Origin of the sequence: Cedecea sp. AS113 (assembly GCF_037152415.1) — a bacterium.
Taxonomy (GTDB): Bacteria; Pseudomonadota; Gammaproteobacteria; order Enterobacterales; family Enterobacteriaceae; genus Cedecea.
This window is the reverse complement of the sequence record NZ_JBBCMI010000003.1, coordinates 114,178-130,912: the sequence shown is the minus strand read 5'-3', so window position 1 is coordinate 130,912 and position 16,735 is coordinate 114,178. Positions and strand designations below refer to the sequence as shown.

At 55.4% G+C, this 16,735-nt stretch carries 16 protein-coding genes; 6 read left to right on the top strand and 10 right to left on the bottom strand.

All coding sequences use genetic code 11. The features are described 5' to 3' along the window. Positions 1–130: 130 nt before the first annotated feature. From WFN87_RS04565 to WFN87_RS04550, 4 genes are all read right to left on the bottom strand, one after another. Complete coding sequence (locus WFN87_RS04565; protein ID WP_336983011.1) at positions 131–442, bottom strand: PsiF family protein; 312 nt, start codon at positions 440–442, stop codon at positions 131–133. 102 nt (positions 443–544) lie between these two features. Then, positions 545–1,963 carry an alkaline phosphatase gene (gene phoA, locus WFN87_RS04560; protein ID WP_336983012.1) on the bottom strand — a complete coding sequence of 473 codons (1,419 nt, stop codon included), beginning with the start codon at positions 1,961–1,963 and terminating at the stop codon, positions 545–547. A 93-nt stretch (positions 1,964–2,056) separates the two neighbouring features. Continuing rightward, entirely contained in the window at positions 2,057–2,317 is a 261-nt protein-coding gene (gene iraP / locus WFN87_RS04555; RefSeq protein WP_038475168.1) for an anti-adapter protein IraP, read from the bottom strand. A gap of 273 nt (positions 2,318–2,590) precedes the next feature. Then, positions 2,591–3,808 (bottom strand): MFS transporter, encoded by a 1,218-nt coding sequence (locus tag WFN87_RS04550; protein ID WP_166994373.1) that lies wholly within the window; start codon positions 3,806–3,808, stop codon positions 2,591–2,593. A gap of 232 nt (positions 3,809–4,040) precedes the next feature. On the opposite strand from WFN87_RS04550, the gene ddlA reads away from it, so the two are divergent. Then, positions 4,041–5,141 (top strand): D-alanine--D-alanine ligase, encoded by a 1,101-nt coding sequence (gene ddlA / locus WFN87_RS04545; protein ID WP_008454473.1) that lies wholly within the window; start codon positions 4,041–4,043, stop codon positions 5,139–5,141. Positions 5,142–5,144: 3 nt separating this feature from the next. On the opposite strand, the gene WFN87_RS04540 is transcribed toward ddlA, so the two are convergent. Continuing rightward, positions 5,145–5,357, bottom strand: coding sequence for a DUF2754 family protein (locus WFN87_RS04540; RefSeq protein ID WP_336708929.1), 213 nt, complete (start codon positions 5,355–5,357; stop codon positions 5,145–5,147). 272 nt (positions 5,358–5,629) lie between these two features. Between WFN87_RS04540 and WFN87_RS04535 the strand changes: the two genes are divergently transcribed. Next, complete coding sequence (locus WFN87_RS04535) at positions 5,630–5,968, top strand: DUF2755 family protein (RefSeq protein ID WP_442892750.1); 339 nt, start codon at positions 5,630–5,632, stop codon at positions 5,966–5,968. Between the two features lie 39 nt (positions 5,969–6,007). Here WFN87_RS04535 and WFN87_RS04530 read toward each other — a convergent pair whose 3' ends face one another. Further along, positions 6,008–7,120, bottom strand: a complete 1,113-nt coding sequence (locus WFN87_RS04530) for a DUF1615 domain-containing protein (RefSeq protein ID WP_336983014.1) — start codon at positions 7,118–7,120, stop codon at positions 6,008–6,010. A 136-nt stretch (positions 7,121–7,256) separates the two neighbouring features. On the opposite strand from WFN87_RS04530, the gene WFN87_RS04525 reads away from it, so the two are divergent. The 3 genes from WFN87_RS04525 to WFN87_RS04515 are packed head-to-tail and all read left to right on the top strand — an operon-like array spanning position 7,257 to position 10,462. Then, the gene (locus WFN87_RS04525) at positions 7,257–7,712 is read left to right on the top strand and encodes a transcriptional regulator, SarA/Rot family (RefSeq protein WP_336983015.1); all 456 of its coding nucleotides are present in this window, start codon (positions 7,257–7,259) and stop codon (positions 7,710–7,712) included. Between the two features lie 25 nt (positions 7,713–7,737). Next, positions 7,738–8,916: an HlyD family efflux transporter periplasmic adaptor subunit gene (locus WFN87_RS04520; RefSeq protein WP_008454462.1), complete on the top strand. Its 1,179-nt coding sequence runs from the start codon at positions 7,738–7,740 to the stop codon at positions 8,914–8,916. A 10-nt stretch (positions 8,917–8,926) separates the two neighbouring features. Further along, positions 8,927–10,462 (top strand): DHA2 family efflux MFS transporter permease subunit, encoded by a 1,536-nt coding sequence (locus WFN87_RS04515; RefSeq protein WP_008454459.1) that lies wholly within the window; start codon positions 8,927–8,929, stop codon positions 10,460–10,462. Positions 10,463–10,681: 219 nt separating this feature from the next. On the opposite strand, the gene sbmA is transcribed toward WFN87_RS04515, so the two are convergent. Both sbmA and lpxP read right to left on the bottom strand, forming a co-directional pair. Next, positions 10,682–11,899, bottom strand: coding sequence for a peptide antibiotic transporter SbmA (gene sbmA / locus WFN87_RS04510; protein WP_008454456.1), 1,218 nt, complete (start codon positions 11,897–11,899; stop codon positions 10,682–10,684). A 247-nt stretch (positions 11,900–12,146) separates the two neighbouring features. Further along, on the bottom strand, positions 12,147–13,073 hold the full coding sequence (lpxP, locus tag WFN87_RS04505; RefSeq protein ID WP_336983016.1) for a kdo(2)-lipid IV(A) palmitoleoyltransferase: 927 nt from the start codon (positions 13,071–13,073) through the stop codon (positions 12,147–12,149). A 412-nt stretch (positions 13,074–13,485) separates the two neighbouring features. Here lpxP and ampH point away from each other — a divergent pair, with 412 nt between their 5' ends. Beyond that, the gene (ampH, locus tag WFN87_RS04500; protein WP_166994367.1) at positions 13,486–14,643 is read left to right on the top strand and encodes a D-alanyl-D-alanine-carboxypeptidase/endopeptidase AmpH; all 1,158 of its coding nucleotides are present in this window, start codon (positions 13,486–13,488) and stop codon (positions 14,641–14,643) included. A 16-nt stretch (positions 14,644–14,659) separates the two neighbouring features. Here ampH and WFN87_RS04495 read toward each other — a convergent pair whose 3' ends face one another. Together WFN87_RS04495 and WFN87_RS04490 are read right to left on the bottom strand one after the other, a co-directional pair. Beyond that, on the bottom strand, positions 14,660–15,682 hold the full coding sequence (locus WFN87_RS04495; protein ID WP_166994582.1) for a diguanylate cyclase domain-containing protein: 1,023 nt from the start codon (positions 15,680–15,682) through the stop codon (positions 14,660–14,662). A 133-nt stretch (positions 15,683–15,815) separates the two neighbouring features. Beyond that, on the bottom strand, positions 15,816–16,718 hold the full coding sequence (locus WFN87_RS04490; protein WP_166876213.1) for an EamA family transporter: 903 nt from the start codon (positions 16,716–16,718) through the stop codon (positions 15,816–15,818). Positions 16,719–16,735: the final 17 nt, after the last annotated feature.

Here is a 16,735-nt window from a genome sequence, read left to right as displayed (position 1 = left end):
AAATCCCCTCATTAAAACCCAAAATAAAAGCCCTCTGCCGAGGGGAGAGGGCTCTGAATCGAGCATAAATCGACCGTTCCCCCCTCTCCCTCTCAGGAAGAGGGCCGGGGTGAGGGTCATTCAAAACAACTTATTTTTTCTTCAGGCAATTACTCATAAAGGTTTTTCTGGCGTCGCCCTTCAGCGATTGCTTCGCCGCGTCCGCATTACAGTCCTTCATTTTTTGTTGCTGAGGCGTCAGGGTTTTCCCCGCCGCGGCAGGCGCTTCCCCTTTGAGACAGCTGCTCATGTAGCTCTTACGCTGCTCCCCTTTCAGAGACTGCGAAGCCGCCTGCTGATTACAGGTCGTCATACGCTGCTGCTGCGGCGTCATCGTTTTATCCGCCGCCGTTGCTGACCCAACCAGCCCTACCAGTAACACCGCTAATAATGAAAATTTCATACCTTATTCCTTTTTTATTGTGACGTTTAAAGTCTGGCCTAAGGCAAAAAAAATGCGACGTTTCCGCCGCATTTTTTTCTTACCTGTTACGCAAGCTCACCTTTACTCCAGCGCCATCGCTGATTTCATGGTGTAGAACAGGTCGGTCTGGTCGGTCAGCCCCACCACATTGGCTGCATGTGGGCCATAGGCCGCCACGCGTAGCTGGGTGCCGGTGTGCTCCTGAGATTCACCCTCGGAGTTGCCGTAGCTGATGACCATCACCGCGCCATCTTTGGTGTTCAGCGCCTGAGTCAGTCCTGGGGCTTTGGTGTCCGGCGCCACAATCTGGCTGGAATGAGCGTGATCGGCGGTGACAATAACGAGGGTATTGCCGTCTTTACGGGCAAACTCCAGCGCTTTTTGCACGGCTTCATCGAGGTCGACCGTCTCGCCAATCTGCCCGCATGGGTTAGCGGCGTGATCCTGTTTATCAATAGAAGCGCCTTCGACCTGCAGGAAGAAGCCTTTCTCGTTTCCTTTCAGCAGGTCGATAGCTTTTTCGGTCATCTGCGCCAGGGTCGGCACGCTGCTGTCGCGCTTCGGATTAGGCGTACAGGTCACGGCTGGCTGATCGATATTCCCGTGGTAAGTGGCCTTCGGGCCTTCCCAACGCACAGGCATATTGCCGTCGGCGAACATACCGATCAGCGGTTTTTGCTGGTTAGCTTCTGTCACCGACGCAAGGCCGGCGGCGTTATCCACCCACTGATAGCCACGGGCATCGGCCTGCTCGCGCAGCGTTTTCCCGTTCCATTCACCGGCTTTTGCCGTTTCACTAAAGGTTTTTGCCCCACCACCAAGCGTCACGTCGGCGCGGGTATTCAGCAGTTGCTCGGTAATGGAGCCTTTGCCCCCGTTTTCCAGCGCGTTAGTGGCACATTTTTCGCTGGTGGCGCTTGGGCCATAGCATTTACGCCCTGTCACGTGGGAAACCAGCGCCGCTGGCGTGGCATCCTGAATTTCCGCCGTGGATACGTTGCCCGTCGCCTTACCGGCCGCCTTCGCCAGTTCGAGGATGGTGACGTGATCTTTCCCGTCAACGTCCACGCCCAGCGCACCGTTATAGGTTTTCACGCCGGTACTCCACGCCGTGGCGGAAGCAGCAGAATCGGTGACGTAATCCGGCTTTTTCGTTTTCTTGTCTAAAGAATAATGGGTGTATTGCCCGGTCAGCGGTAAGGCATCAATTCCTTTAAAGAAACCACCAGCCCCTTCGGCATAGTTTCTGGCGGCGGTAATTTCCGAATCGCCCATTCCGTCGCCAATCAGCAGAATAATGTTCTTCGCTGTTTTATTGTTGAGCGAGGCACGGATCGCTTCAGTTTGATCGCCTGTAATACGGCGAGCACCACCCGGCTGAGTTAAATCTCCCTGAGCGGCGCGATTTTCCAGAGGGGAAGAGGATGTTTCTTGTGATTTTGATGGGGCGCTGGCAAGCAGCAAAGGCAGCAGGCTGGCGATAATTACGCTCTGTTTCACTTTATTTTCTCCATGTAGTAACTACTGAATATAAATAAAAACAGAGCGAGTATAAAAATGACTTATGACACTAATATGACAGTAAATTTTGATTCAACTACGGGGATGGATAAGGAGCTTTTTTAAATATTGTCGGAGTAATTCGGTATCCTGGACCGGCACTGCCGTCTTTGGGGAGGCATCATCTAACGCCCCTTCAATGCTGGCAACCAGCGCCGAACGTTCTCCCTGTTCAAGGCGTCTCAATAAGGCTGTGACCACTATTTCCAGCGCTTCAACCTGAGCAACCAACTCTTTCGATTCTTCTTCCTTTTCGGCGAGCTTAACCAATAACTCAGCAATAAGATTTTTCATTTTCTCAGTCCCTGCGGGGTTAAGGCATGACGTTAACACTCAGATCCACCTGAGAGCAATATCTCAGGTTAAATATGTGCGTCACAGCAAATAGCAGCAATATTAAAATGATTCCGTCTGATAATAATCCCGACAACGAATTTTTTGCACCACAAAAAAAGAATAATGGAATATTATTCTCTAAATCTGTGGTAGCGACTAAATGAATAATAAGTCGAAATCAATCTTCATATTTTGCTCAATAATATCCCGCACAGAGAAACTGGCTGGCGGCTAAGTGCTTTTACTGGCCAGCGCCTGGCGGGCATTCTTGCGCTTAAAAGCCACCGCCAGCTGCCAGACATTGAACAGCACAACCACGGCGGTTGCCGCAAAAACGTAACGAAAACCGGCCATTGCGGAAACCCCTGCCCCCATTAAAGGCCCGGCGACATTCCCCAAATACATAAACGACTGGTTATAACCGAAGATACGCCCGGTGACCTGGTCGCTGCAGTATTTGAGCAACAGCGTTTGCACCGCCGGTAACATTGCCCCGTCGGCAAAACCCAGCAAAAAGCGCAAGATGCCAAGCTGCATCGGCGAGGTGACAAAGGACATGGCAAGGAATAACACCACGGCGCAGCACAGCGTCGCCATCAAAATACGTTCAGTGCCAATCCGGTCGCCCAGTTTGCCCAATTTAGGTGCGGCAAAGAGCGCGGATATGCCCGGCAAGGCGGCGATAAACCCGCTCATAAACGCAATATTGTTGCTGTCCGGGGCCAGCTGTTTAATAAACAGCGCCAGAATCGGGCCAATCGAGCCGTTACAGAGCTGGATCACCAGCGTGGTGATAAACAGACTGAGGATCAGCCAGGGGTAAGGCAGCGTGGCGAAAACTTCTTTCCCGGTCAAGCGCTCATCTTTGCTGATTTTCGGGCGAGCGCCCTCTTTTATCAGCAGCAGCGTCACCAGGAAACTTACCATCAGCAGCCCCGCGGTGGCAAAGAATACCGGCCTTAGCCCAAGATGATCCGCCATAAAACCGCCGAGCAGCGGGCCCACAATCACGCCGCTGATTTGCCCGGTTGAGAGCGTACTGATAGCCCAGCCGCTGCGCTCGCGTGGCACCTGAGAGGCAATCAGCGCCATTGCATTAGGAATATAACCCGACGTTAACCCCATTACCGCGCGCAAAAGGAACAGCTGCCAGACGTTGGTGGCAAAGGCCTGGAGAAGAATCGCCACCGCCATACCAAACGAGGCGCGAAGCAACATCAGCTTGCGCCCTTTGCGGTCGGCCAGGCTGCCCCACATCGGCGAAACGATAGCCGAAACCAAAAACGTGACGCTGAACGTCAGGCCGGACCAAAGGGAAAGGGCTTCGTGGGAAGTGACGCCAAGCTGCTCAACGTAGAGCGGAAGAAAAGGCAAAATTTGGCTGATCGCAAGGCCGGTAAAAAAACAGCCGAACCAGACCGAAATGAGATTGACCTTCCAGGACTCCATAGCGCGCTTTTTCAAAGGGGATGCAACCAGAATAGAACGATTTCAGGAAAGCTTATCACACTAATGAATATTGCCGTCAGCGCCCCGGCGCTGTCATTACGATCCAGACATGATTGCTTACTAAAGCACATATCCTGCCCGACCGGACAGGTTGTTGCAGGAACCACATGAATCCCCGGAATGAGCGTGCTATGTTGTCCTCTTTCGTAAAGTTTATGGGTGGATTAAAGGCATGGCAAAACTGCGGGTTGGTATCGTGTTTGGTGGAAAATCGGCAGAACACGAGGTGTCGCTGCAGTCGGCAAAAAATATCGTCGACGCCATTGATAAGTCGAAGTTTGATGTTGTGCTGCTGGGGATTGATAAACAGGGCCAGTGGCATATCAACGATGCGTCCAGCTACCTGCTGAACGCCAACAATCCGGCGCTTATCGCCCTGAACCGGTCAGAGAAAAACGTGGCGCTGGTCCCCGGCCAGACCGAACACCAGCTGATTGAAACCAGCACCGCAGAACAGCTTTCCCAAATTGACGTGATTTTCCCGATTGTGCACGGCACGCTGGGCGAAGACGGTTCCCTGCAGGGCATGCTCCGCGTCGCCAATCTGCCGTTCGTCGGCTCCGGCGTGCTGGGCTCAGCGGTCAGCATGGATAAAGACGTCGCCAAACGCCTGCTGCGCGATGCGGGCCTAAACGTGGCTCCGTTCATCACGCTAACCCGCGCTAACCGCGCCAAAATCAGCTTCGCCGAGGTTGAAAAACAGCTGGGTCTGCCGCTGTTTGTCAAGCCAGCCAACCAGGGTTCCTCCGTCGGCGTCAGCAAAGCCAGCACCGAAGAGCAATATCACGCGGCGGTGGCGTTAGCCTTTGAGTTTGACCATAAAGTGGTGGTTGAAACCGGCATTAAAGGCCGTGAAATCGAGTGCGCCGTGCTGGGGAATGATTACCCGCAGGCCAGCACCTGCGGCGAGATCGTGGTGAACAGCGAGTTCTATTCGTACGACACCAAGTACATTGATGAGCAGGCGGCACAGGTTGTCGTTCCGGCGGCGCTCGACGCCGACGTTAACGACAAAATCCGTAAAATTGCGGTTCGTGCCTATCAGGCGCTGGAATGTAGCGGCATGGCCCGCGTCGACGTGTTCCTGACGGAAACTAACGACGTGATCATCAATGAGATCAACACGCTGCCGGGCTTTACCAACATCAGCATGTATCCCAAGCTGTGGCAGGCCAGCGGTATCAGCTACCAGGAGTTGATAACCCGCCTGATTGAGCTTGCCCTTGAGCGCCACCAGCAGGATTGCGCGCTGAAAAGCTCGATCACTTCGTAATTCTTAAGGCTCCGCCGTGTCCGACTCTTCCCGGGGACGGCGGATAATAAAGCCCGCAAGCCAAAAACCGATCGCCCAGCTCACCAGCCCCACCGCATAGCTCTGCCAGCCCTTCGTTTCCAGGCCCAGCAGGCCGACCACGCCATTCAGAATAAAAATCAGCCCAATCGCCACCGCATAGTAGTGCCAGTCCCGACGCATTTTCAGGGTTAACATAGCCGCCTCACGCATTCAAAAATAAGCCTGCTGGCATTGTCGCACATCGGCGGCAGAGAAACGCGCGGTTGCCACGCACTCCGCTAGCATAATGTTAACGAGATTTACCTTAGGTTACGAAAATGTGAACTTGAGCAAAAAATGCAAATCCAGGAGGATTCTGGCCTCCAAATTACCAGCAATCTGATATTGACAACGCTTATCACCTGCCAAAATTCACGCCATGAGATGCCACACATTCGGTTCAGATTGCGTTTTTACGGGAGGTCGTGATGCCTGATATTTCATTGTCGAAAGCCGTTATTCCGGCTACTCGGGTCATAATGACAGCAAAATCAGAAAGATCGGTGCCGGGCAATATCGCCTATGCGCTGTTCGTTCTCTTTTGCTTCTGGGTGGCCACCCAAATGCTGAATCTTATTGTGCAGGCGCCCGGCCTGCTGGAATACCTGGCGCAAGGCAACGATGCCAGCCGCCCGCGCATTGAGATGGGCCTGGCGGTCAGCACCGTGTTCGGGCTGATTCCCTTCCTGCTTGGCGCTGTCGCCATCGGCATTGTCGCCCTGACGATACGCCTGAGAAACCGCCACCACTCCGCCTGGTATTACTGATCAAAAAGGCGGAAGCTTTGCCGCTTCCGCCCGCCATCGTCACCTCTGCATACAGCTTGCCCGCCTGTCGTCCACGCGTTTTGCAAACCAGGCCGTGGTCAAATTACGGGTGATTTTAGGGCTTTCAAGCACGATCCCCGGCAGCACTTCTCTGGCCAGCGGCTGCCCCGCTTTTTTCTCCGCTATCGCGAAGACCTGCTTGTAAAGACTGGTTTTTTCAAACCCAATGCTGTCGCCTTTTTGTAGCGCCCGGCGGATTTCGCTGTCGCTCATATCCAGCTGTTTCGACAGCTTACGTACCGCCATTTCGGTGCTGCTCGGTTTATCGCTGGTGTACAGAATCAGATCCCCGTCCAGCGCCAGCTTCATGCCCGTCGCCTTACTCACTGCGCTCTGGAAAGCCGCATTGCGGCTGGCGTACCAGCCCGCGTTGTAGTCGGCGAAGCGATAAAGCGGTTTCGTATAGTTAGCCGGGTAATTCAGCAAGTGGTAAGTCCCGAACCAAAGCCCACCGCGGCGGGTGAAAACTTCCTGCCTCACCGTCCCCTCTATTTTCCACGGGTAGCCATCGGTATGTTTCTCGGCAAACGCCACGCTGACCTGCATCGTGCCGCCGGTGCGTACCGGGTTAAAGCTGCCGAACAGCTTTTGCCCCATCGGCACCATCGTCAGGAAATCATCGAAAATAGCGCTGAGCTGCCCTTCGGTTTTGACGTTATCCAGCCGCTCGCTATAGCTTTTGCCGTTGGGGGAGTTAATGCGCAGCGCGGTGTGCACCAGCAGCAGCGGGATGTGCATTTTTTCCGCGCGGCGGTCGATCTCTTTCCAGGCAATTTTATTCAACCCCGGCACCGCCGGATCGGCCTGCAAATTAGACTCCTGCAGCGCCACCGCCAGCACCGAACAGATATTCTCTTCGCTCTGTTCGAGGTTCTGGCTTTTCAGGGTCGTCAGCAGATCTTTTGCCAGCCCCGCGCGATCCTTCACCCCGTCAGGGATTTTGCGCTGGGCCAGGGTTTCGATATCTACCGGTTTTGCCGCCGTTGTCGTGGTACCCGGCGTTGTGGTTTTAGTTGTACAGCCGGCCAGCACAAGCAGCGCCAGCAGCCCCGGCACGGCAAGCCGCCGGGCCGGAGAGAGAGAACCCACCATGTTAATATCCTTTCCCTTTCATCATCAACCGCACCACCCTGCCTGTTTTTCAGTTTGTGCGCTACTGGAAATCACCGATTGACAACTAGATGCCTGGTCAGTAATTTCATTTGCAACTACTGACCAGGCAAATACCATGAGTAATACTACGGGTAATCCCTATTTCAAACTGCACCTTGGCCTGCTGATTCACCTGTCGAACCAGTTCAAAGACCAGCTCATCACCCAGTACTTTTCGCCGATGGGCATCACCGGTGCGCAATTTAAAGTCTTGATAAGCATCTTTAAGGGCTTTAACAGCCCGGTAGAAGTCAGCAAAAACCTGGTGATGGATACCGGCGCCATGAGCCGCATGCTTGAACGAATGGTGAAGCGAGATCTGATCGTGCGAAACGTGAATCCCGAAGATAAACGCCAGGTCATTCTGGCGCTGACTGAGAAAGGGCAAGAGCTGTGCGAAGCTTTCCAGAACGATGCGCTGGCGTCGATCATCGGCACCCTTACCGAGCGCCTGACGCCTGAAGAAGCAAAGCAGCTCAATGAACTGCTGATCAAAATGCTGCCGGATGAGATCACCGAGCGCCACCTCTAAGCTTTCTGATTAAGGCCACATAAAAATGCAAACCTCTACCGAGCAGGTTGAACGCGCGCCGAGCAAGCGCAAGCGTAACTTCGCCATTTTTCTCATTATCCTGCTGCTGATAGGCGCCGGCTGCGTGGCGTGGTACATGCTTTACGCGCGCTACTACGAAACCACAGACGACGCCTACGTCAACGGCAACCAGGTCACGCTGACGCCGCAAATCGGCGGCACGGTAACGCAGGTCAGCGTCGATGAAGGAGACTACGTCGAAAAAGGGCAGCCGCTGGTACAGCTCGACCCAAGCGACACCGAAATCGCGCTCCAGCAGGCAGAAGCCAACCTTGCGAATACCGTGCGTCAGGTACGTGGACTTTACAGCACCGCGGATAACTACCGGGCTCAGGTCGCCGCGAAGCAGGTGGCACTGCAAACGGCACAGAGCGACTACGCTCGCCGCCAGAAGATTTTTGCCACCGGGGCTATCGCCGCTGAAGACCTGTCCCATTACCGCGATGCCGTGACCAGCGCGCAAAGCGATCTCACCGCTGCCCAGCAGGCATTGCGCACTAATTTAGCGATGGTGGATGACACGGTTATCGACAGCCATCCGGAAATTAAAAGCGCCGTAGCCACGCTGCGCCAGCGCTTCCTCGATAACGCCCGCAGCACCATCGTTGCGCCGGTGAGCGGCTTTGTCGCTAAACGCGCCGTTCAGCTGGGAATGCGCGTTGATTCCGGCACCACCCTGCTGGCGATTGTGCCGCTGGACCAGGTCTGGGTAGACGCCAACTTCAAAGAGAGCCAAATGCAGGACATGCGCCTGGGGCAGAAGGTAACGCTCACCGCCGATCTCTACGGGGACGACGTGGAGTATCACGGTACCATTGAAAGCCTCGGCATCGGCACCGGCAGCGCCTTCTCGCTGCTACCGGCCCAGAACGCCAGCGGGAACTGGATCAAAATCGTTCAGCGTCTGCCGGTGCGCATCACGCTTGATCCGCACGACATGCAGAAACACCCGCTGCGGGTAGGCCTGTCGATGTTCGCTCGCGTTGATATTCGCAATGCAGACGGCCACCTGCTGCCGCAAAAAACCGTCGCCGCGCCGCGCTTCACCACCGACGTTTACCAGAACGCGCTGGACGAAGCTGACCAACTGGTCACCAAAATCCTTCATGACAACAGCCAGCCGGTAGCGTCAGCCAACCGCTAAGAGAGACGTTATGCAAGATAAGGCGGCGTTTACGCCTCCCAGCCTGCTGCTGGCGACGATCGCGCTGTCGCTGGCGACGTTTATGCAGGTGCTGGACTCCACCATCGCTAACGTGGCGCTGCCGACGATCGCCGGTAACCTCGGCGTCAGCGCCGACCAGGGTACCTGGGTTATCACCTCGTTCGCGGTGTGTAACGCCATTGCCCTGCCGCTGACCGGCTGGTTTACCCGCCGGTTCGGGCAGCTCAAGCTGTTTGTGGGTTCTGTGGCGCTGTTCACCCTCACCTCGTTCCTGTGCGGCTTTGCCCACAGCATGACCGAGCTGATTATCTTCCGCGCGCTGCAGGGCTTTTTCGCCGGGCCGATGTTCCCGATGTGCCAGACGCTGTTGCTGATTATCTTCCCGTCCAGCAAGCGGAGTATGGCGCTGGCGCTGCTGTCGATGGTGACGGTTGTCGCGCCGATTGTCGGGCCGATCACCGGCGGCTGGATCACCGATAACTATTCCTGGCCGTGGATCTTCTACATCAACGTGCCGATCGGGATCTTTGCCGCCATCGTGGTCTGGACGCAGCTGCGCGAGCGTGAAGAAACGACCACCATCGCCCCTATCGACTACATCGGGATTGCGCTGCTGGTGCTGGGCGTGGGGCTGCTTCAGGTGGTGCTGGATAAGGGGAACGATCTCGACTGGTTCGCCTCGCCGGAGATCATCACCATGTCGGTTATCTCCGCGGTTTCACTGGTGTCGTTTGTCATTTGGGAGCTTGGCGAGCGTCACCCAATAGTCAACCTGCGGCTGTTCGCCGACCGCAACTTCGCCATCGGCACGCTGTCGCTGACGCTGGGCTACGCCGCGTTCTTCGCCATCAACATTATTCTGCCGCAGTGGCTGCAAACCCAGATGGGCTACACCGCCATCTGGGCCGGGCTGGCCGCCGCGCCGATGGGTGTGTTACCGCTGTTGCTGACGCCGATTGTCGGGCGCTACGCCAATAAGGTTGATATGCGCCTGCTGGCCACGCTGTCGTTCCTGACCATGGGCGCTTCGTGCCTGCTGCGCGCGCAGTTTAATACCAACGTGGATTTCCGCACCATCGCCGAAGTGCAGCTGTTTATGGGGATCGGCGTGGCGTTCTTCTTCATGCCGATCACCACCATTGTGCTGTCGAACCTGCACGGCGTTGAGGTCGCGGAAGGCTCCGGGCTGGCAACCTTCTTCCGCGTGCTTGGCGGGTCGTTTGCTTCGTCCCTGACCACCTGGATTTGGTCGCGCCGCGAGGTTTATCACCATGCCAACCTGACGGAGAGCGTCTCAGCCTACAATCCGTCGGCGGTGGATTACCTGCACAAGATGGGCGGCGCCACGCAGCAGCACCTGGCCGTGGTGGATAAAACCATTGAGCAGCAGGCCTATATGATGTCGACCATCGACTACTTCTGGCTGCTGGGCTGGGGCTTTATGGCGCTGATTGTCGTGATTTGGTTTGCCCGTCCGCCGTTTATACGGGCTGGAGCGCCGGGTGCCCCTTCCGCAGGGCATTGATCAGAAAGAACCAGTAAAAAGGGATGGCATTACGCCATCCCTTTACGGTTGCTGACGAAGAGGGAAAAAGTGTGGTTTTTCCCTCTTCGTGGTTATCAGCCGAAAATCAATGAATTGATTTTCCTGATTTTTTAAAAAGCTGCCTGGTATTTCTTCTGCCCACAGTGCTTACCACCAGTCTGAAAGGGATGGCATTACGCCATCCCTTTTCTTTTCGCCTCAGACGGCTTCTTCGGTGCCCGGCACCGGCACATCCTGCAGCGTTCGCTCGAAGCTGCGCAGACGTTTGTAGATAGACATCAATTCAACCAGCGTGGTCCAGGAACTGATCAAGTACTGGAACGAGCCGCGCACCTGGCCAAAAGCGTTGGTGATCTGCTGCATCAGCCCCAGGGTAATCGCGCCTGCGGCAATAGAAGGGAACAGCAGGAAAAGACCAAACACGTTGTCTATCTGCAGATAAAGAATCCGCACAATATTAAAGTAGGTGTAGTGGAAGTAGAGACGGAAATAGTTATGCCGCACGTCGCCAAACAGCGCTTTAACCGTTGGCGGCGTAGCGCGGCTGCCGTCGTCTTCCCCGTAAACCAGCTCTTTACGGTAGGCGGCCTCAACTTTTTGGTTATTAAACTGCAGCCCCGGCAGCTTTATCCCGACCGCGGCCAGCAGGCCGGTGCCCATTAGCGACCAGATAATCGCCGCAATCACCAGGCCATAAGGCACCGCCCCGACAATCGGCAATTCTTTCACGTGTGGAGACAGCGCGACAAGAATCGGCAGGAAAGCAATCAGCGTCATCACCGACTGCAGCAGGCTCACGCCCATATCCTCAAGCGTTGAGGCAAAGCGCATGGTGTCTTCCTGCACACGCTGGGCAGCCCCTTCGATATGGCGCAGCTTCTGCCAGTGCTCCATATAGTAGTCGTTCATCGCCGTGCGCCAGCGAAACACATAATGGCTGATAAAGAAGCTGTTCAGCACGCCGACGGTGACATAAATCAGCGCGATACCAAGAAACACGCCGGTTTCGCTATAGAATCGCTGCAGCGGGACTTTATTCGGGGACGCTAACGCGGTTTGGATAAGGTCAAAGAACGGTGCATACCAGGCGTTGATCGCCACGCCCAGTTCGACCATAAACCAGGTCACAAAGACGATAAGCGAAGAGCCGAGAATCGACCAGCGCTGCCACGGATGCGGACTCACCAGTGCCCATACACCGGCAAAAAGGCCCACACTGACAGCATAAAAAGCATAAAAAACAAATGCTTTTAACGTCCAAAAACGTGCCGCACTGATCGGTATTTGCTGGCTGGCACCCGCAAGGTTTTCCAACCACAGGCCGCCGCCGGCCTGCCAAAATATGACTGCGAGTAGTCCCCATATTGCCGCCGAAAGAAAAAACAGCTTCGGCGACGGGAAGAAAGATTTGAACATGACAACACTCCTGGGACGACTTTTTGTTGTTATATCTGCTGGTTATAGCGAACGTTCTACGATAATGCTTGCAGAATGTTGTATCAAGGAGTGAGAGAGGCTTACATAAGCTAGCGCCAGCCTTTGAGAATGGCCTCGGCCGTTCTTATGCGGGGGACAGGAGACCGTTGTGCCCCTTCTCCGCCACCACAAGGCCGGGTTCAGGCCTGCCAACGCACTTCAAAAACGTGGCACGCCTGCCTGAAAATTAAATCGTGTAAAGCCTGGCGTGGCCAAAAGGCCGGGTTTTAAAACGGCGGTGCAGCCACAGATACTGCTCCGGCGCGCGCATAATTTCGTGCTCAATTTTACGGTTCATATAGGCTGCGGCGGCCTGCTCATCTTCGCCGGGATAATCACAGAACTCCGGCTCGATGACCAGCTGGTAGCCCGTCCCACAGGGCTTGCGGATCAAAACCGTGGTCAGAATGGCGGGTTTTGCCAGACGGGCAATAGTAAAGGTACCGTTGGTTGTCGCAGCCTGTTGAACCGCGAAGAAAGGCGCAAAAGAACTGCCTTTCGGACCATAGTCCTGATCCGGGGCGAACCACACCGCCTCGCCGGATTTCAGCGCTTTCACCATTCCCTTCAGGTTACGCCTGTCGAGCATCGATTTGTTCGAGCGCGAGCGCCCACGGGTTTGCACATATTCCATGACTTTGTTGTTGTGCGGCCGGTACATCGCCATCATCGGGCGACACAGCCCCATGACGCGCCCGCCCAGTTCCAGCGACATAAAATGCACGCCGATCACCATCACGCCTTTGCCTTTGTCGCAGGCGGCATTGATGTGCTCCAGGCCACGAACATCAAACCATTTTTGCACTCTCTCATCCGGCCAGAACCAGGCCATACCGGTTTCAATCAGTCCCATGCCGAGGGAGGCAAAGTTTTGCAGCACGGTGGCCTCAACCTGCGCTTCGCTGTAGTGCGGGAAGCAAAGGTGAAGATTCTGGCGGGCAATGGTGACCCGGCGCTTGAGAAAATGCATCGAGAAACGGCCAATCATGTCGCCCATTTTCATCAATACCGGGTACGGAAGCTGAACCCACAGCCAAAGCACACCCAGCCCAAACCAGGTCAGCCAATAGCGAGGATGCAGGAGGCACTTATAAAACAGCGGTTTAGTAGACATATTCACTTCTTTAATGCGAGGGGATAATGTATCGCATAAAGAATTGAATCAATCGCGGTACGCCTTAAGCCGTTACTAAGATTCCGGGGTTCAGAAATAGTTGCACTCAGACCGTTAATAACGGGCAGGATAATACGCACTTTTTGCTAAAGCAGCGTAGCGAAATCATCGGTCTTTAATCTTATTTAAGATCTTTCTTTATGGTCGCCCGGCAACAGCGCCAGCCTGAGTGTAAAAACAGGCAAAAAATGCTTTATTAAACCGCAACTGACAAACTTTTGTGCGTCATCTGGTGATGTAACGCACGGTTACGCTTTTCAGGCCGTAAAGGCTAAATTGACGCTTTGCATAAGGGCGCGGAGTAGTATAAATATCTGCTATACCGCCTTATTTTTTAAACTGGATTTTTGCGTTGAAAACTCGTCTTCCTCGTCTTCTTTTGCTGGCCGCTGCGCTGCTGCCAGCGCTCAGTTTTGCGCAACCGTCTCCGGCACCTGAATTTGCCGCCGACGTTGTCGATCGCTATGCCAACCATATTTATTACGGCAGCGGAGCCACCGGCATGGCTATCGTGGTGATTGACGGTAACCAGCGGGTGTTTCGCAGCTTCGGCGATACCCGGCCAGGCAATAACGTTCGCCCGCAGCTGGATTCGGTGATCCGCATCGCCTCACTGACAAAGCTGATGACCAGCGAAATGCTGGTAAAAATGCTCGATCAGGGGAAGGTTCAGCTCAACGATCCGCTCAGCAAATATGCGCCTCCCGGCGCCCGGGTGCCGACCTTTAACGGCCAGCCGATTACGCTGATTAACCTGGCCACTCATACCAGTTCCCTGCCGCGCGAACAGCCCGGCGGCGCAGCGCACCGCACGGTGTTCACCTGGCCGACGCGGGATCAGCGCTGGAACTGGCTCTCGCAGGCCACGCTGAAAGCCGCCCCGGGCACCGTGGCCGCCTATTCAAACCTGGCGTTTGACCTGCTGGCTGATGCCCTGTCCCGCGCAACCGGCAGGCCATATGCCGACCTGTTCGATGAGCAAATCGCTCGCCCGCTGGGGATGAAAGACACCACCTTTACCCCGTCACCAGACCAGTGCAAGCGCCTGATGATTGCCGAGAAAGGCGCCAGCCCTTGCGATAACACGCTGGCGGCGGTGGGCAGCGGCGGCGTCTATTCTACCCCCGGCGATATGATGCGCTGGATGCAGCAATTCCTCTCTTCCGACTTCCATCATCGCGGCAGCCAGGCAGACAGAATGCAAACCCTGATTTATCAGCGCAGCCAGCTGCATAAGGTCATTGGCATGGATGTGCCGGGAAAAGCCGACGCGCTGGGCATGGGCTGGGTCTGGATGTCACCGAAAGAGGGCCGCCCGGGCATTATTCAAAAAACCGGCGGCGGCGGCGGCTTCATTACCTATATGGCGATGGTGCCGCAGAATAACGTGGGCGTTTTTGTGGTGGTCACACGCTCGCCGCTGACTCGCTTCGTTAACATGAGCGACGGCGTGAACGATCTGGTGACTGAACTTAGCGGTAATAAGGCTGTAGTAACACCGGCATCCTGAGGATTGCGCGCGGCGTTTAGCTTACCGCCGCGCCATTTTTACGGCGCTTCTTATCCACATACATAAGCGTGTCCGCCTCGCGTATCGCATCGTCCGGCGTGATAGTAGCCGGATTCACGGCGATAGCCCCGATGCTGGGCCCCGCATAATCAATCACGCAGGATTTTAGCTGGTACTCGCCGCTCAGCAGCTCTGCCAGTCTGGCACGAAAAGCCATGGTCGCTCGCAGAGCTTCGCTGTATTCCGTAGGCCCCGCACCGGCAACGATAAACTCATCGCCGCCCAGGCGACCTAATATTTCGTCCCCCCTCACGCCCTCTTTCAGCCGCTGGCCGATGGCGCAAAGGAAATCGTCCCCGGTTTCATGCCCGTGCAAATCGTTTATCTGTTTAAATCCATCCAGATCGGCAAAGGCCACCAGCACGTAGCGGGCGTCATCTTTGGCGCGCGAGAACAAACGAGGCAGCTGATCGAAGACCGCGCGGCGGTTAGGCAACCCGGTTAATTCATCGGTGTAGCTGGCGGTCGTCAGCGCGACGTTGGCCTGCTGAAGCTTTTTCAATAGCTGCTCATTCTGAATCTGCTGTGCAATCAGCTGAGAAAACAGCTGCAAGACCTGTTCGCTATGATCGGTCAGCTCGCGCTGTTCAGAACTGGCGGCGCAGAGCGTGCCGTAGAGCGAACCATCGGCAAGGGTCACGGGCGTGCTGACGTAGGTCACAATCCCCAGCGCCTTTGCCGCTTCAGAGTCACCCCATACGCTTGCGACATCGCAGGTATAGCGGCGGCCTTCGTCTAAAGCGCGTTTACATAGCGTGTCTTCCCAGGGCACGGAAAGCCCTTCGGGAATATTCATCGCCTTGGTATTGCGGGAGAAAACAATTTGCTGCTGGCTACCCTCCGCATCAATGCGGGTCAGGTAGGTGGATTCCATGTTAGTCACCAGCTCCAGCATTTCCAGCAGCTGTCTGACCAAACCTTCCAGGGTGTATTCGGCGTCTAAAGCGGAAGAGATTCGCTCAATCAGATTATCAATCATCACACTGAAATACCTTTATCGGAGGTGCAGACTTGCGCCGGGAAGCGCACTTTTTACCGTATCACAACGGCAACTTCTACCCCTCAAAATATGATATTTCTGCCGGTAATTAAACCTTGCAAAATGTAGCGACTTAGTGTGAATGCAGCTTGCCCCGGGAATCCAGAGAGATAAGCACCACCGAAGAGATAATCAGCAGCGACCCCAGCCAGTCCGGCAGCGTAAAGCTAATGCCCAGCAGCAGCACCGAGAGCAATGCGCTGCTCAGCGGCTCCGCGCAGCTAAGAATGCTGGCCTTTGGCCCGCCAATCATTTGCGCCCCTGTCAGGTAGAGGCTGAAAGTGATCGCCGTGCCGACTATCACCAGGTAGAAGAAGGCCAGCAGCGTGCCGCCGGTGGCGGTGAAACTGCCGATCTGGCTGGCGTAAAACGGCAGCAGCGCCGCGCCGCCCAGCAGCATACTCCAGCCCACAACGGGCAGTGTGCCGTAGCGAGCAATCAGCTTCGAGGGATAAGTCGTGTAAAACGCTGCGGCAAACGCGGAGGCGATACCCCAGAACAACGCGCTGCCGGAAATGGTAATCGACGCTGGGTTGCCGTGAGTCACCAGCACAAACGTCCCGATTAACGAGGTGCCAATCGCGGCATAAACCAGTTTGCCGGAACGCTTTTTCCGCACAAAGGCAAACCAGGCCACGATAATGGTCGGCGAAAGGAATTGCAGCACCGTCGCTGTCGCGGCGTTGGACTGTTCGATGGTCAAAAGGAAGGTCAGCTGCACCGTCAACGCGCCGCAGAGGGTAAAAATCAGCAGGGAAATCAGGTCGTTTCGTTGCTTAAACACGGCGAAGATTTTGTCCCCGTGCATAAACGACAGCATCAGCAGAATCAGGCCGGAGAACAGCAGTCGGAGCATGGTCAGTGACGCCGAGGAAATATGGCTTTGCTCCATGATGTACTGCGCACAAACCCCGGAGCTTCCCCACAGCACCGCCGCAAACAACACATACAGCATCCCTTTCCGACTAACGCTCATTCCCATGCCCTTTTAAC

Bases quoted from the DNA above. Each gene is read 5' to 3' on its own strand.
- WFN87_RS04540 (WP_336708929.1), bottom strand. From the start codon at position 5,357: ATGTTAACCCTGAAAATGCGTCGGGACTGGCACTACTATGCGGTGGCG.
- sbmA (WP_008454456.1), bottom strand. From the start codon at position 11,899: ATGTTCAAATCTTTCTTCCCGTCGCCGAAGCTGTTTTTTCTTTCGGCG.
- WFN87_RS04550 (WP_166994373.1), bottom strand. From the start codon at position 3,808: ATGGAGTCCTGGAAGGTCAATCTCATTTCGGTCTGGTTCGGCTGTTTT.
- WFN87_RS04490 (WP_166876213.1), bottom strand. From the start codon at position 16,718: ATGAGCGTTAGTCGGAAAGGGATGCTGTATGTGTTGTTTGCGGCGGTG.
- ddlA (WP_008454473.1), top strand. From the start codon at position 4,041: ATGGCAAAACTGCGGGTTGGTATCGTGTTTGGTGGAAAATCGGCAGAA.
- WFN87_RS04515 (WP_008454459.1), top strand. From the start codon at position 8,927: ATGCAAGATAAGGCGGCGTTTACGCCTCCCAGCCTGCTGCTGGCGACG.
- WFN87_RS04535 (WP_442892750.1), top strand. From the start codon at position 5,630: ATGCCTGATATTTCATTGTCGAAAGCCGTTATTCCGGCTACTCGGGTC.
- WFN87_RS04525 (WP_336983015.1), top strand. From the start codon at position 7,257: ATGAGTAATACTACGGGTAATCCCTATTTCAAACTGCACCTTGGCCTG.
- WFN87_RS04565 (WP_336983011.1), bottom strand. From the start codon at position 442: ATGAAATTTTCATTATTAGCGGTGTTACTGGTAGGGCTGGTTGGGTCA.
- lpxP (WP_336983016.1), bottom strand. From the start codon at position 13,073: ATGTCTACTAAACCGCTGTTTTATAAGTGCCTCCTGCATCCTCGCTAT.
- iraP (WP_038475168.1), bottom strand. From the start codon at position 2,317: ATGAAAAATCTTATTGCTGAGTTATTGGTTAAGCTCGCCGAAAAGGAA.
- WFN87_RS04530 (WP_336983014.1), bottom strand. From the start codon at position 7,120: ATGGTGGGTTCTCTCTCTCCGGCCCGGCGGCTTGCCGTGCCGGGGCTG.
- WFN87_RS04520 (WP_008454462.1), top strand. From the start codon at position 7,738: ATGCAAACCTCTACCGAGCAGGTTGAACGCGCGCCGAGCAAGCGCAAG.
- WFN87_RS04495 (WP_166994582.1), bottom strand. From the start codon at position 15,682: ATGATTGATAATCTGATTGAGCGAATCTCTTCCGCTTTAGACGCCGAA.